General features: G+C 71.4%; 13 protein-coding genes. 8 read left to right on the top strand and 5 right to left on the bottom strand.

Annotated features, from left to right (window positions below; all coding sequences use genetic code 11):
• Positions 1-21: 21 nt before the first annotated feature.
• Positions 22-873, bottom strand: coding sequence for a 23S rRNA (adenine(2030)-N(6))-methyltransferase RlmJ (locus HHL10_RS02670; RefSeq protein ID WP_169158761.1), 852 nt, complete (start codon positions 871-873; stop codon positions 22-24).
• Between the two features lie 151 nt (positions 874-1,024).
• On the opposite strand from HHL10_RS02670, the gene HHL10_RS02665 reads away from it, so the two are divergent.
• Positions 1,025-2,131, top strand: a complete 1,107-nt coding sequence (locus HHL10_RS02665) for an AbrB family protein (protein ID WP_375138928.1) — start codon at positions 1,025-1,027, stop codon at positions 2,129-2,131.
• Between the two features lie 6 nt (positions 2,132-2,137).
• Here HHL10_RS02665 and HHL10_RS02660 read toward each other — a convergent pair whose 3' ends face one another.
• Complete coding sequence (locus HHL10_RS02660) at positions 2,138-2,671, bottom strand: MOSC domain-containing protein (protein ID WP_169158760.1); 534 nt, start codon at positions 2,669-2,671, stop codon at positions 2,138-2,140.
• A gap of 319 nt (positions 2,672-2,990) precedes the next feature.
• Between HHL10_RS02660 and HHL10_RS02655 the strand changes: the two genes are divergently transcribed.
• From HHL10_RS02655 to HHL10_RS02640, 4 genes are all read left to right on the top strand, one after another.
• On the top strand, positions 2,991-4,859 hold the full coding sequence (locus HHL10_RS02655; protein ID WP_169158759.1) for a phosphoenolpyruvate carboxykinase (GTP): 1,869 nt from the start codon (positions 2,991-2,993) through the stop codon (positions 4,857-4,859).
• Between the two features lie 114 nt (positions 4,860-4,973).
• Positions 4,974-5,753 carry a YecA/YgfB family protein gene (locus HHL10_RS02650; protein ID WP_169158758.1) on the top strand — a complete coding sequence of 260 codons (780 nt, stop codon included), beginning with the start codon at positions 4,974-4,976 and terminating at the stop codon, positions 5,751-5,753.
• Positions 5,754-5,762: 9 nt separating this feature from the next.
• Positions 5,763-6,539 carry a metallophosphoesterase gene (locus HHL10_RS02645; RefSeq protein ID WP_169158757.1) on the top strand — a complete coding sequence of 259 codons (777 nt, stop codon included), beginning with the start codon at positions 5,763-5,765 and terminating at the stop codon, positions 6,537-6,539.
• A gap of 84 nt (positions 6,540-6,623) precedes the next feature.
• Positions 6,624-7,046 carry a universal stress protein gene (locus HHL10_RS02640; protein WP_169158756.1) on the top strand — a complete coding sequence of 141 codons (423 nt, stop codon included), beginning with the start codon at positions 6,624-6,626 and terminating at the stop codon, positions 7,044-7,046.
• A gap of 93 nt (positions 7,047-7,139) precedes the next feature.
• On the opposite strand, the gene HHL10_RS02635 is transcribed toward HHL10_RS02640, so the two are convergent.
• Positions 7,140-8,057 carry a LysR family transcriptional regulator ArgP gene (locus tag HHL10_RS02635; protein WP_169158755.1) on the bottom strand — a complete coding sequence of 306 codons (918 nt, stop codon included), beginning with the start codon at positions 8,055-8,057 and terminating at the stop codon, positions 7,140-7,142.
• A 74-nt stretch (positions 8,058-8,131) separates the two neighbouring features.
• Here HHL10_RS02635 and HHL10_RS02630 point away from each other — a divergent pair, with 74 nt between their 5' ends.
• The 3 genes from HHL10_RS02630 to HHL10_RS02620 all read left to right on the top strand — a co-directional run bounded on the left by HHL10_RS02630 (position 8,132) and on the right by HHL10_RS02620 (position 11,546).
• The gene (locus tag HHL10_RS02630) at positions 8,132-8,737 is read left to right on the top strand and encodes a LysE/ArgO family amino acid transporter (RefSeq protein WP_169158754.1); all 606 of its coding nucleotides are present in this window, start codon (positions 8,132-8,134) and stop codon (positions 8,735-8,737) included.
• A 14-nt stretch (positions 8,738-8,751) separates the two neighbouring features.
• Positions 8,752-10,077 (top strand): D-amino acid dehydrogenase, encoded by a 1,326-nt coding sequence (locus HHL10_RS02625; RefSeq protein WP_169158753.1) that lies wholly within the window; start codon positions 8,752-8,754, stop codon positions 10,075-10,077.
• A gap of 191 nt (positions 10,078-10,268) precedes the next feature.
• Positions 10,269-11,546: an Hsp70 family protein gene (locus HHL10_RS02620; RefSeq protein ID WP_169158752.1), complete on the top strand. Its 1,278-nt coding sequence runs from the start codon at positions 10,269-10,271 to the stop codon at positions 11,544-11,546.
• An 83-nt stretch (positions 11,547-11,629) separates the two neighbouring features.
• Here HHL10_RS02620 and HHL10_RS02615 read toward each other — a convergent pair whose 3' ends face one another.
• The gene (locus HHL10_RS02615) at positions 11,630-12,304 is read right to left on the bottom strand and encodes a YecA/YgfB family protein (RefSeq protein WP_169158751.1); all 675 of its coding nucleotides are present in this window, start codon (positions 12,302-12,304) and stop codon (positions 11,630-11,632) included.
• A gap of 196 nt (positions 12,305-12,500) precedes the next feature.
• The gene (locus tag HHL10_RS02610; RefSeq protein WP_169158750.1) at positions 12,501-12,914 is read right to left on the bottom strand and encodes a hypothetical protein; all 414 of its coding nucleotides are present in this window, start codon (positions 12,912-12,914) and stop codon (positions 12,501-12,503) included.
• Positions 12,915-13,037: the final 123 nt, after the last annotated feature.

The raw sequence follows: 13,037 nt of genomic DNA, 5'->3' as shown, positions 1-13,037 counted from the left end.
AGCGCGAGGGAACGAATGGGCTCAGGCCGCCTGCTGCTCGATGCTGAAGCGGGCGCCGTCGTACTGGCCGAGCTTGTCCACCAGCACCGGCAGGCTCTGCGCCAGGGCGTCGTGCAGGGTCCAGGGCGGGTTGATCACGAACATGCCGCTGCCGGTCATGCCGAAGCCGTCGGGGCCGGCCTCGGCCACGCTCAGCGTGGCATTGAGCCAGCCCTTGGGCGCGGCGGCCGCGGCGGCGGTCAGGCGCTTGGGCAGCTGCGCCGCCTCCACCAGCTGGATCTGCGGGTACCAGACCAGGATCACGCACTGCGCGAAACGCTGCAGCGCGTCGCGCACGGCGTGCACCACCTTGCCGTAGTCGGTCTTGAGCTCGTAGGAGGGATCGATCAGCAGCACGCCGCGGCGCGAGGGCGGAGGCAGGTCGCGGGCAATGGCATTGAAGCCGTCGCTCATGTCCACCTGCGTGTGCGGCCGGCTGCTCAGGAAGGACTCCAGGATGCGGTAGTCGGTGGGGTGCAGCTCGTAGAGGCGCAGCCGGTCGGTGTCGCGCAGGATGCGCTGAGCGATGGCGGGCGAGCCCGGGTACTGGGCGAGCTTGCCGCCGTCGTTGAAGTCGCGCACCAGCTGCACGTAGTCGGCCAGCGGCTCAGGCAGCCCGGACTCGCCCCACAGCGGCTTGATGCCGGTCTCGAACTCGTCCTTCTTGTGGGCGTAGCGGCCCTGCAGCGAGTAGCCGCCGGCGCCGGCGTGGGTGTCGATCAGGGTGTAGGGCTTGTCCTTCTCGTTCATGTAGCGCAGCACCTGCGCGAGGACCAGGTGCTTGAGGACATCGGCGTGGTTGCCGGCGTGAAAGGCGTGTCGATAGGCAAGCATGCGGCACTGTAGCCGCTGCCTCCTGGGGCTTCGGCCGGCAGGGACGGCGGCGGCAGGGCGAATCCCTTAGGCTGCGAACCTTTTCCCATTCAGTACACGCAGCGATGCGGGTTCCGCCTTGAGCGGGCCCGGGTCGGCCACGAAGACAAGCATGAGGGTGATGGAAGGCAAGGCCGCGGCGCGGGCTGCACACGCGGGCGCGATTGGGCGCGGGCTGCTGACGCTGGCGCTGGCCGCCGCGGCGGCGCTGCTGTGCCAGCGGCTGCGCGTGCCGCTGGCCTGGACGCTGGGCCCGCTGCTGGCCACGGCGCTGGCCTGCTCGGCCGGGGCGCGGCTGGGCGTTTCGCCGCTGCTGCGCCACGCCGGGCAGTGGGTGATCGGCACCGCGCTGGGCCTGCATTTCACGCCGGCGGTGCTGCGCACGCTGCCGGGCCTGGCACCGGCGCTGCTGGCCGGCGTGCTGTGGGCGCTGCTGCTGGGCTGGCTGTTCTCCCGGCTGCTGGGGCGCGCTGGCGGCGCGCCGGACCACGCCACCGCCTTCTTCGCCGGGGCCATCGGCGGCGCCTCGGAGATGGCGGTGCTGGCCGAGCGCCATGGCGGGCGGGTGGACCGCGTCGCCGCGGCGCATTCGCTGCGCGTGCTGATCGTGGTGGTGGCGCTGCCCTGGGGCCTGCAGGCGGCGGGCTTTCATCCTTTGCAAGGACGCGCCGGCGAGATGCTGCTGCCGCCGCACCTGCTGGCGCTGCTGTGCGGGCTGACGCTGGCCGGCGCGCTGCTGGCGCGGCGCCTGGGCACGCCCAATCCCTGGGTGCTGGGCGCGCTGGTGGTGAGCCTGTTGCTGACCGGCTCCGGCGTGCTGCCCGAGGCGGTGCTGCCGCACGAGATGACCAACGCCGGGCAGCTGCTGATCGGCGTGTCGCTGGGTACGCGCTTCACGCCGGAGTTCCTGCGCGCCGCGCCGCGCTGGCTGGGCACGGTGGCGCTGGGCACGGTGGGGATGATCGCCGCCTCGCTGGGCTTTTCCTGGCTGCTGGCGCGGGCGGCCGACCTGGCGCCGGCGGCGGTGCTGCTGGGCAACTCGCCCGGTGGCATGGCGGAGATGTGCATCACGGCGCAGGTGCTGCAGCTGGGCGTGCCGCTGGTGACGGCCTTCCACGTCGTGCGCTACGTCGCGGTGCTGGTGCTGATGGGGCCGCTGTACCGCTGGGAGGCGCGGCGGCGGCAGGCCCTGCAGGCGGTGCCGCTGTCCGGGCCCTGAGCCGGGTCAGCCGCGCCGGGCGCGGAACAGCTCGGCGATGTTCACGTCGCGCGGGCCGGGCCGCAAGGTAAAACGCTCGCCGCTGCGCAGCGTGCCGCCCAGGCGCACGCCCAGGTGAAAGCCGCACATCGCCGACTGCAACATCATCTGCCTGGCGTGCTTGAAGCCCAGCGCGGCGTCCAGCTCGGGGCCGGGCACATGCGGCTCGCTCACCGCCAGCTCGCAGCCGCCCTCGAACACCAGCACGTCGCCCACGCAGGCGTCGGCTTCCACCAGGCCCTGCAGCGTCAGGGCCTCGCCCAGGGCACCGTAGGGCAGGGCCTCGCCCCATTCCCCGGCGCGGGCCTGGGCGCGCAGCGTCTGCCACAGCGGGTAGTGTTCGATGGGATAAGCGTAGAGAGCACGTGCGGGCGTGGCCGCGGGCGGCTCGCCTTCGAGGCCGAAGCGCTCGACGGCATGGGCTTGCGCGGCGGGCTGGCGCCGGGGCGCGGTGCCGCCGTCGGGCAGCAGGATCAGGGTGTTGAGGCTCAGGAGCTGCATCGGAAATAGACGAGAACCAAGGTGGGGAATTGCATCACGGCATGTTGCTTGCCCGCGGGCGCTTCCCTCCCGTGAAAGGCCTCACAAAGCGCCTGCCGCCGTGCACCAACCTTGCGCTACCCCAGGTCCCGGGCAGTTACCACGCCATTACACTGCCGCCACACTGCACGCCCGGCGGCTGGGATCAGAGGCCGTACCCGGGCGAAACCGCGCCCCTGCGATCCAGGGCGCTGCGCACAGCCCGACGGTATTCGGCCAGCTTCGCGACGAGGGCGAGGTTGACCCAATGCCGTCTCTTTTTCTTTAGATCGGAGTTCTCATGAACCAACCCGCCATGGAAGGCTTGCGTTTGAACGTTCCCGCCTATGTCCGCCACAGCCGCCTGATCGCCTGGGTCGCCGAAATCGCCGCCCTGACCGAAGCCCGCGACGTGTACTGGTGCGACGGCTCGCAGGAAGAGTACGACCGGCTGTGCCAGCTGCTGGTGGACGGCGGCACGATGAAGCGCCTCAACCCGGCCAAGCGTCCCAACAGCTACCTGGCCTGGAGCGATCCCAGCGACGTGGCGCGCGTGGAAGACCGCACCTTCATCTGCTCCGAGACGGCCGAGGGCGCCGGCCCGACCAACAACTGGATGGCGCCTGCCGAGATGCGCGCGATCCTGCAGACCGGCGAGAACGCGCTGTTCCGCGGCGCCATGCGTGGCCGCACGCTGTACGTGGTCCCGTTCTCGATGGGCCCGCTGGGCTCGCCCATCAGCCAGCTGGGCGTGGAGCTCTCCGACAGCCCGTACGTGGCCGTGAACATGCGCATCATGACCCGCATGGGCCGTCGCGTGCTGGAGCTGCTGGGCGAGAGTGGCGAGTTCGTGCCCTGCGTGCACACCGTGGGCGCGCCGCTGGCCGAAGGCCAGCCGGACGTGGCCTGGCCCTGCAACAAGACCAAGTACATCGTCCACTACCCCGCCACACGCGAGATCTGGTCCTACGGCTCGGGCTACGGCGGCAACGCGCTGCTGGGCAAGAAGTGCTTCGCGCTGCGCATCGCTTCCAACATGGGCCGCGACGAAGGGTGGCTGGCCGAGCACATGCTGGTGCTGGGCGTGACCAACCCCGAGGGCAAGAAGCACCACGTGGCCGCCGCCTTCCCCAGCGCCTGCGGCAAGACCAACTTCGCGATGCTGGTGCCGCCGCAGGGCTTCGAGGGCTGGAAGGTCACCACCATCGGCGACGACATCGCCTGGATCAAGCCCAGCGCCGACGGCAAGCTGCGCGCCATCAACCCCGAGGCCGGCTACTTCGGCGTGGCCCCGGGCACCAACGAGAAGACCAACCCCAACTGCATGGCCTCGCTGCAGCGCGACGTGATCTTCACGAACGTGGCGCTCACCGACGACGGCGACGTGTGGTGGGAAGGCATGACCGACACGGCCCCGGCGCACCTGATCGACTGGCAGGGCCAGGACTGGACGCCGCAGATCGCCAAGGAGACCGGCCGCAAGGCCGCGCACCCCAACGCGCGCTTCACGGTGGCCGCCACCAACAACCCGGTGCTGGACCCCGAGTGGGACAATCCCGAGGGCGTGGTCATCGACGCCTTCATCTTCGGCGGCCGCCGCTCCACCACGGTGCCGCTGGTGACCGAGGCGCGTGACTGGGTCGAGGGCGTGTACATGGCCGCCACCATGGGCAGCGAGACCACCGCCGCCGCCGCCGGCCAGCAGGGCGTGGTGCGCCGCGACCCGTTCGCGATGCTGCCCTTCGCCGGCTACCACATGGGCGCCTACTTCAAGCACTGGCTCAACCTGGGCGCGCAACTGCAGGACAAGGGCGCCAAGCTGCCCGGCATCTTCTGCGTCAACTGGTTCCGCAAGGGCGCCGACGGCAAGTTCACCTGGCCGGGCTACGGCGAGAACATGCGCGTGCTGCAGTGGATTCTGGGCCGCGTGGACGGCACCGCCCCGGCCGGCGAGGAGCACCTGTTCGGCACCACGCCGCGCTACGAGGACCTCAACTGGCAAGGCCTGGAGTTCTCGCGCGAGCAGTTCGCCAGCGTCACGAGCATCGACCGCGAGGCCTGGCTGCACGAGGTGAAGCTGCACGACGAGCTGTTCGAACTGCTCAAGAGCCACCTGCCCGCCGAGCTGGCCGCCGCCAAGGCCCGCCTGGAGCAGCATCTGGCGGCCTGACGCCCGGCGCTTCGCGCTCCCTTGTGAAGGCCCGCCCCGCGCGGGCCTTTTCTCTTTCCTGGTGGCACCGGCCTTGCCGCAGGACGGGCCGGTGCCATGGCCGACAATCCGCCCATGAAACAAGACCTCACTGATCAAGAGCTCGCCGAGCTCGACGAACTCCTTGCCGCCACGCCCGAGCCGCTGCAGCCGCTGGACATCGTGATGCTCGACGGCTACCTCTGCGGCGTGCTGGTGCAGCCTGAGCTGCTGGACGAGGCGCAGTGGCTGCCTCCCATCTTCGACATCGAGCAGCGCCCGCTGCCCGATGACGTCGATGCCGAGTGGCTGCAGCGCTGCAGCGCCCTGATCCGCCGCCGCTACGAGGCGCTGAACCGCGCGCTGGCCGAGGACGGCGCCTTCGATCCCGTCATCCTCGATCCCGAGTCCGAGCCGGAGGACGGGGAGGGCGCCGAGGACGAGCTGCCGCTGAGCGAGTACGAGCAGCAGGCCGCCGCCGACGCCAAGGCGCTGCAGGAGTCGCTGCCCGAGGCCTCGCGCCCGCTCATGCCCTGGGTGGTGGGCTTCCAGCATGCGGCGCTGAGCTTCCCCAAGCTGATGGAGTCCGAGGACGACGCGGTGGACCTGACGCTGGCGCGCGTCTTCCGCCACCTGCCCGCGCAGACCGACGAGGAGCGCGAGGTGCTGGACACCATGCAGCGCGAGCTGCCGCTGGCCAGCGTGGACGAGGCCATCGACGACCTGGTCATGGCCGTGGCCGAGCTGTGGGACCTGACCTCCGACCAGCGCTACGCCGTGGAGCAGGTACGCCGCGACACGCCCAAGGTCGGCCGCAACGACCCTTGCCCCTGCGGCAGCGGCAAGAAGTTCAAGCAGTGCCACGGCAAGAGCTGACCTGAACGCATGCGCCTGCAGCTGCTGTCGGACCTGCACCTCGAAACCGAGGAGTTCAACCCCGAACCCGCCCCGGGCGCGGAGCTGCTGGTGCTGGCCGGCGACATCGACAGCCGCTGGCAGGCGCTGGAGCGCTTCGCGCACTGGCCGGTGCCGGTGCTGTTCGTCGCCGGCAACCACGAGTTCGACGGCCGCGACCTGGATGAGGCCTGGGCCGGGCTGCGCGCGCGCTGCGCCGAATTGAAGCTGCGGCTGCTGGAGTGCGAGCGCTTCGTCTGGGACGCCGCCGACGGCCGGCGCGTGCGCTTCGTCGGCACGGTGCGCTGGAGCGACTTCGGGGTCTTCGGCGCCGCGCAGCGCATCAAGGCGCTGCGCGCGGGCGGCTACTTCGCGCGCGTGCAGCGCTCCACGCGCGGCGGCGCGCCTTTCGACGCCGCCGCCGTGCGCGAGGAAGGCCTGGCCTGCCGGCAATGGCTGACGCGGGAGCTGGCCGAGCCGGCGCAGGGCCGCTGGGACGCGACCGTGGTGGTGACGCATTTCGCCCCGAGCCTGCGCAGCGCCGACCCGCGCTACGGGCACCAGGCCAGCACCGCCAGCTTCTGCAACGCCGACGACGACCTCTTCCCCGGCGTGGACCTGTGGCTGCACGGCCACGTGCACCGCCGCCACGACTACGTGGTCGAGCACCCGGACGGCCGCCGCACGCGCGTGGTCAGCCAGGCGCGCGGCGCGGCCGACAAGCGCGAGCCCGAGGGCTTCGAACCGCTGCGGCTCATCGGGCTGTAGGCCGCCCGGCTTGACTTTGGACAAGGGGCGCCGGGACTCGCGTGCGACACTGGCCCGACCAAAAACCCCCTGGAAGGCAAGCTGATGAAGATCCTCGTCGCCGTTGACGGCAGCCCGTACACCAAGCACATGCTGGCCTACCTGGCGGCGCATGAGCAGTGGCTGGCCGGCACCAACGAGTTCACCGTGCTGCACGTGGTGCCCGCGGTGCCGCCGCGCGCCGCCGCCGCGCTCGACCGGGACGTGGTCAAGGCCTACTACGAGGACGAGTCCGAGAAGGTGTTCAAGCCGATCCGCACCTTCCTCAAGAAGAACGGCGTGGAGGCCGCCTGCGTCAGCAAGGTTGGCCATGCCGCCGACCACATCGCCGCCCTGGCCGACAAGGGCAAGTTCGACCTGCTGATCATGGGCTCGCACGGCCACGGCGCGCTGGGCAATCTGGTGATGGGCTCGGTCGCGACCAAGGTCCTCGCCAACTCCAAGACGCCGGTGCTGCTGGTGCGCTAAGCAGAGCGCAGCGGCGGTGCACGCACCGCATTGGTCAGAAAGGTTCGACAAAGGCTCCGCACAGTGGAGCTTTTGTCCAGATAAACCGAACAATCAAGCGGCAGACTGCTCCAGCACCCGCCGCGCCTGATCCTCCAGCGCGCGGCCGATGCGGTCCAGCAGCGGCGGCGCGCCGGAAGCGCTCTCCAGCACCCACTGGTGCCAGTACAGTGCCACCGGCAGCTTCAGCTCCGGATGCAGCGCCACCAGCTCGCCGCGCGACACGGCCTCGCGCGCCTGCAACAGCGGCAGCACGCCGATACCCCAGCCCATGCGCGTCGCCTGCAGGTAGGCCTCGCTGGCCGGCACATGGCGCTCCAGCAGGCGCGGCGCGCGCACGCCCAGCACCTGCTCCACCCAGCGCACGTGCATCTCGTCCTTGCGGTTGAAGCGCACGAAAGGCGTCTGCGCGAAGTTGCCCGCATGCAGCCCCTGCGGCAGCCAGCGGGCCATGAACGCCGGGCTGGCGAAGGCGCCATAGGGCATCAGGCCCAGCGGACGCACGCTGCAGCCGCGCAGCGGCTCGCCCAGGGTGCTCACGCAGCCCAGCACCGAGCCGTCGCGCAGCCATTCGTGGGTGAAGTCCTGGTCGTCCACGACCAGTTCCAGCGCCAGTCCATCCTCGCCCTGCACCAGGGTGTCCAGCGCCGGCAGCACCCAGGTCGCCAAGCTGTCGGCATTGACGGCAATGGGCACCTTCTGGCGCGGCAGCGGCAGGCCCAGCTCGGCGGCAGCGTCCACGCGCAGCGCCTGCCACTGGCGCGCCAGCCGCAGCAGCACGCGCCCGGCGTCAGTAAGGCGCAACGGCCGGGCGCGAATGACCAGCGGCCGGCCCAGTTGCGATTCCAGGGCGCGCAGCCGCTGCGACACCGCCGATTGCGTCAGCGCCAGCCGCTGCGCCGCGCGCTCGAAGCTGCCTTCGTCGGCCAGGGCCGCGAGGCAGTCGAGGCCCGCCGTGTCCACGTTGTTCATTAGCGCTCCTGATGGAAACGCAGAAGTTTTAAAGCAGCTTCATGAAAGCGTCGGCTGTTCGGACAATGCCGCGCATGTCTGCTGCTTCTTCCGTTTTCTTCCAGGGCTGGCTTGCGATGGCGGGACTGATCGTCGCCATCGGCGCTCAGAATGCCTTCGTGCTGCGCCAGGGCCTGCTGCGAGCCCATGTGGCGCCGGTGGTGGCGCTGTGCGCGGCGTCGGACGCGGTGCTGGTGTTCGCGGGCGTGTTCGGCCTGGGCCAGCTGCTGCAGGGCGCGCCGGCGCTGATGGCGCCGCTGCGCTGGGCCGGCGCGGCCTACCTGCTGTGGTTCGGCGTCCAGGCGGCGCGACGCGCCTGGCGCGCCGACGGCGCCCTGGCCGTTGGCGGGGCCGCGCAGAGCCGCACCGGCGTGCTGCTGACCACGGCGGCGCTGACTTGGCTCAATCCCCATGTCTACCTGGACACGGTGCTGCTCATCGGCGCCCTGGGCGCGCAGCAGGCGCAGCCGCTGGCTTTCGCCTCGGGCGCGGCCACGGCCTCGTTGATGTGGTTCACGGCGCTGGGCGTCGGCGCTGCGGCCCTGGCGCCGAAATTGGCGCAGCCGCGCACCTGGCGCTGCATCGACGCCCTGGTGGCGCTGGCGATGGCGGCCGTGGCCTGGCAGTTGCTCAGCGGCTGAAGGAGCGAACCGCCATGAAAATCCTCGTCCTGGGCGCCGGCATCATCGGCATCAGCACCGCCTGGTACCTGCTCGACGAGGGCCATGAGGTAACGGTGGTGGAGCGCCAGCCCGATGCCGCCCTGGAGACCAGCTTTGCCAACGGCGCGCAGATCTCGGTGAGCTTCTGCGAGCCCTGGGCCAACTCGGAGGCGCCCTGGAAGGTGGCGAAGTGGCTGCTGCGCGACGATGCCCCGCTGCTGTTCCGTCCACGGCTGGACCCGCAGCAGTGGCGCTGGGGCCTGCACTTCCTGACGCAATGCCATGACGACGCCTTCGCGCGCAACGTGGCGCAGCTGGTGGCGCTGGGGCGCTACAGCCACGAGGCGCTGCAGGCACTGGTGGCGCACACCGGCATCGAGTACCAGCGGCTGCAGCGCGGCATCCTGCATTTCTTCGGCTCGCGCGCCGACTTCGAGGCCGGCGCCGCCGCCGCGGCGCTGATGCGCCGCCATGGCGTGGACCGGCGCGTGCTGTCGCGCCAGGAGGTGCTGGCCATCGAGCCGGCGCTGGCCAGCTTCGGGCCGCGCATTGCCGGCGGCACCTACACGCCGACGGACGAATCCGGCGACGCCCGCGTGTTCACGCAGCAGCTGGCGCGGCAGGCGGCGGCGCGCGGCGCGCGGCTGCTGTTCAACCACGAGATCCGCGGCTTCAACCAGGCCGGCCACAGCGTGGCGGGTGTGCGCGTGCTGGACCGCGCCAGCGGCGAGGCCCGGGTGCTGCAGGCGGATCACTACGTCGCGGCGCTGGGCAGCTTCACCGCGCCGCTGCTGCGCCCGCTGGGCATCCACCTGGACATTGTTCCGGCCAAGGGCTACTCGGCCACGCTGCGGCTGAAGCGTCCCGAGCACGCCAGCGTGGTGAGCCTGCTCGACGACGAACGCAAGATCGCCATCTCGCGGCTGGGTGACCACATTCGCATCGCCGGCACGGCCGAGCTGGCGGGTTACGACGCGAGCTTGGACACCCCCACCGCGTGGCGCCGCTGCCAGGCGCTGCTGGAGCGCTACGAGCAGCTCTTTCCCGGCGTGGCCGACCTGTCGGAGCCGCATTTCTGGGCCGGGCTGCGGCCGAGCACGCCCACGAACCTGCCCTACATCGGCCGCAGCCGCATCGGCAACCTGTGGCTCAACGCCGGCCACGGCACGCTGGGCTGGACGCATGGCGCGGGCTCCGGGCGTGCGCTGGCGGAGCTGATCAGCGGCCGGCGCCCGGCGCTGGATTTCCACTTTTGCGGCGCGCTGCCGGCGCGGGGACGGCTGGGGGTGGCGGCGGGAGCGGTGCGCGGCTTTTCCTGATCGGCCCGGCTGCCTGGGCTCGGGCTGGCACTGTTTCCTGTCAATCACCAGCTGGCTCGCCCAGTGGCCTTGTGTGGGAAATCCGTTGCCTGCAGGTTGGCAATTTCTCCCCAGCCCGCGCTGGGTCGCTGAGCGCGACCCCTACAATCGCGCCCTTTTTTCCGGCGCCCGGGTGGGCGCGGCCCACCGCCATGACCTTCTGCGCCATCGATTTCGGCACCTCCAACTCCGCCGTGGCCGTGCCCGAAGCCGGTGGCGGCACGCGGCTCATCGCGCTCGAAGCCGGTCAATCGACCATGCCGACGGCGGTGTTCTACGCGGTGGAGCCCGGCTCGCCGCAGCCGCCGGAGCTGCACTACGGCCGCGCCGCGCTGGCCGCCTACGTGGACGGCTTCGACGGCCGGCTCATGCGCTCGATGAAGAGCGTGCTGGGCTCGCCGCTGGTGACGCAGGACACCGACCTCGGCGCCGGCCACCGCGTCAAGTACCTGGACGTGATCACCGCCTTCCTGCGCCACCTCAAGGTGCAGGCCGAGGCGCAGACGGGCGCCCCGATCCGCCGCGCCGTGCTGGGCCGGCCGGTGTTCTTCGTGGATGAGGACCCCGCGCGCGATGCCGCGGCGCAGGACGCACTCGCCACGGCAGCGCGCGCGGTGGGCTTCGAGGAGCTGCGCTTCCAGTACGAGCCCATCGCCGCCGCGCTGGACCACGAGCGCACCGCGGCGCGCGAGGAGCTGGTGCTGGTGGCCGACATCGGCGGCGGCACCTCGGACTTCTCGCTGGTGCGCGTGGGTCCGCGGCGCCAGGACAAGCTGCAGCGGCAGGACGACATCCTGGCCAGCCACGGCGTGCACGTGGCGGGCACCGACTTCGACCGCCGCGTCGAGCTGGAGGCGGTGCTGCCGAGCTGCGGCTTCCGCGGACGCGGCCCCGGCGGGCGCGAGGTGCCCAGCCGCGTCTACCACGACCTCGCCACCTGGCACCTGATCAACACCGTCTACACACCGCCGCGCGTGGCCGAGCTGCGCGGCATGAAGGATTTCTACGCCGACGCCGCCCAGCACCGGCGCCTGATGAAGGTGGTGCAGCAGCACCTGGGCCACGCGCTGGGCGCGCTGGCGGAGGGCGCCAAGATCGACGTGGCGCGCCAGGGCCGCGCGGACATCGACCTGTCGCTGCTGGAGCCGGGATTGCGCGCGGCGCTGGAGGAGGCGCAAGCGCTGCAGGCGCTGGACGCGGACCTGCAGCGCATCGCCGAGGCCGCGCTGGAGACGGTGCGCCGCGCCGGCGTGGCGCCGGAAGCCGTGGACGCGCTCTATTTCACCGGCGGCTCCACGGGCCTGAAGCCGCTCACCGACCGCATCGCCGCCGCCTTCCCGGCGGCGCGCGCCGTGCGCGGCGAGCGCTTCGCCAGCGTGGCCCAGGGTTTAGGTTTGCACGCGGCGCGCTGCTTCGGCGTCGCGCACTGACTCATTTCCGTTCGCCCTGAGCCTGTCGAAGGGCTCAACCCGAACGGGAGGCGGGAGTTCACAGACTTTTCGTGGGACTTCTATCAGCGCCGCGGCGGCGGGCGCCGGCCGCCCGGCGCGCCGGGGCGCGGCTGCGGCGTCTTGCGCGCCGGCGGCTGGACCTTGCGCGGGCGCGAGACGTCGGCCAGCAGCAGGCTGGCGCGCACCAGCATCTCCACGGCCTCGGCCATGTCCTCGGGCGGCTCCAGCGTCTCGATCTCGGCCAGCAGCTCGTCGGCGTCTTCCAGGTCCTCGGGGTCCAGGTGCATGAACAGCTGCGCCAGCGGCTCCAGCAGGGCAGGGCCGTCCAGGCGCATCAGGCCGGGGAAGAACTCCATGGCGGTGGCAAAGCCCGCCACCCAGGGCATCACGGCCTCGGAGGGGCTGGCGTCCTCGTCCAGCTCCCACACCCAGGGATCGAACCACTGGCGTTGCGCGATGGCGCGCTCCAGCTCGGCGTGGCGCCGGCGCACCAGCGCGTGCAGCCGCTGCAGCGCGGGGCCGGCGGGCGGCTCGCGGCCGTCCACGTCGGTGATGTGGCGCAGCCACTGCGCGGCGGGCACGGTCTGCGGCTGCAGCAGCACGCCGACAAGGAAGCCGTCGGTCATCGACACGTCCAGCGGCTCCAGCGGCGCGGGCAGCGCATCGAGCAACTCTTCCAGCTCGGCCAGCTCGCGCTCGTCCAGTGGGGAAACTTCGGGGGCAGAACGCGGGATCATGACGGCATTGTCCCCTGTGTCGGGGGACGGTTCCCCCAAGCTCTTGCCTAAATTGCTCTTGATACCCGAGGCGCCGCGCGCGCCCGGCCTGCCGGTCCCAACGACGTCCTTTTGCGAGGACTTCAAACGCCCTCCCCGCAAGGGGCGGGCGTCTTTTTTTGGGCAGGCCCGGAGCGCGGCTCCTGGTTCAGATGTTTCAGATGCGCCAGTCCAGGCGCTGGGGCTGCGTGTCCAGGCGCACGTTGCGCTCCTGGGGCGCCGCGTCGCCGACGCGGGCCTGGAGGCGGTACTCGCCCGGCGGCAGGTTCACCATCAGCAGCGGCCCGGCCTGCGGCACCTCCAGCAGCACGGCGCCCTGCGTGTTGGTGATGCGCACGCTGTCGGCCACCGCGTAGGCGCCGCCGGCAGCACTGAAGACGATCAGCAGCGGGTACTGCGGCCACTGCACCATCAGCTGCGAGCGCTCCTCGTCGCCGGCGCCGCCGCTGAGGTACTTCACGGCAGCGGGCGTGGCGGTTGCCGCGCCCGCATCGGCCGGGGCCGGCTGCGCCCAAGCTGTGCCGGCACACAGTGCCAGCCACAACACTGCCATCTGCCCGGACCGCTTCATCGAGATCTCCAACCCGTTCGGATGCGCGACAGGCTAAGGCGCTGCCGGGCTTGGGTCTGTCAGGCGCAGGCTTGCGCTGTTGTGGGACGCGGCTGACAAGCGCGCGCGGCGTCCCGGGCGGAC

It is taken from the genome of Azohydromonas caseinilytica (assembly GCF_012927045.1).
GTDB classification, from domain to species: Bacteria; Pseudomonadota; Gammaproteobacteria; order Burkholderiales; family Burkholderiaceae_C; genus Azohydromonas; species Azohydromonas caseinilytica.
Note: the sequence above shows the minus strand (reverse complement) of the source record. Positions and strands in the feature narration are given on the sequence as shown.

Bases quoted from the DNA above. Each gene is read 5' to 3' on its own strand.
- HHL10_RS02670 (WP_169158761.1), bottom strand. From the start codon at position 873: ATGCTTGCCTATCGACACGCCTTTCACGCCGGCAACCACGCCGATGTC.
- HHL10_RS02635 (WP_169158755.1), bottom strand. From the start codon at position 8,057: ATGAACAACGTGGACACGGCGGGCCTCGACTGCCTCGCGGCCCTGGCC.
- HHL10_RS02640 (WP_169158756.1), top strand. From the start codon at position 6,624: ATGAAGATCCTCGTCGCCGTTGACGGCAGCCCGTACACCAAGCACATG.
- HHL10_RS02660 (WP_169158760.1), bottom strand. From the start codon at position 2,671: ATGCAGCTCCTGAGCCTCAACACCCTGATCCTGCTGCCCGACGGCGGC.
- HHL10_RS02655 (WP_169158759.1), top strand. From the start codon at position 2,991: ATGAACCAACCCGCCATGGAAGGCTTGCGTTTGAACGTTCCCGCCTAT.
- HHL10_RS02665 (WP_375138928.1), top strand. From the start codon at position 1,025: ATGAGGGTGATGGAAGGCAAGGCCGCGGCGCGGGCTGCACACGCGGGC.
- HHL10_RS02630 (WP_169158754.1), top strand. From the start codon at position 8,132: ATGTCTGCTGCTTCTTCCGTTTTCTTCCAGGGCTGGCTTGCGATGGCG.
- HHL10_RS02610 (WP_169158750.1), bottom strand. From the start codon at position 12,914: ATGAAGCGGTCCGGGCAGATGGCAGTGTTGTGGCTGGCACTGTGTGCC.
- HHL10_RS02625 (WP_169158753.1), top strand. From the start codon at position 8,752: ATGAAAATCCTCGTCCTGGGCGCCGGCATCATCGGCATCAGCACCGCC.
- HHL10_RS02650 (WP_169158758.1), top strand. From the start codon at position 4,974: ATGAAACAAGACCTCACTGATCAAGAGCTCGCCGAGCTCGACGAACTC.
- HHL10_RS02620 (WP_169158752.1), top strand. From the start codon at position 10,269: ATGACCTTCTGCGCCATCGATTTCGGCACCTCCAACTCCGCCGTGGCC.
- HHL10_RS02615 (WP_169158751.1), bottom strand. From the start codon at position 12,304: ATGATCCCGCGTTCTGCCCCCGAAGTTTCCCCACTGGACGAGCGCGAG.
- HHL10_RS02645 (WP_169158757.1), top strand. From the start codon at position 5,763: ATGCGCCTGCAGCTGCTGTCGGACCTGCACCTCGAAACCGAGGAGTTC.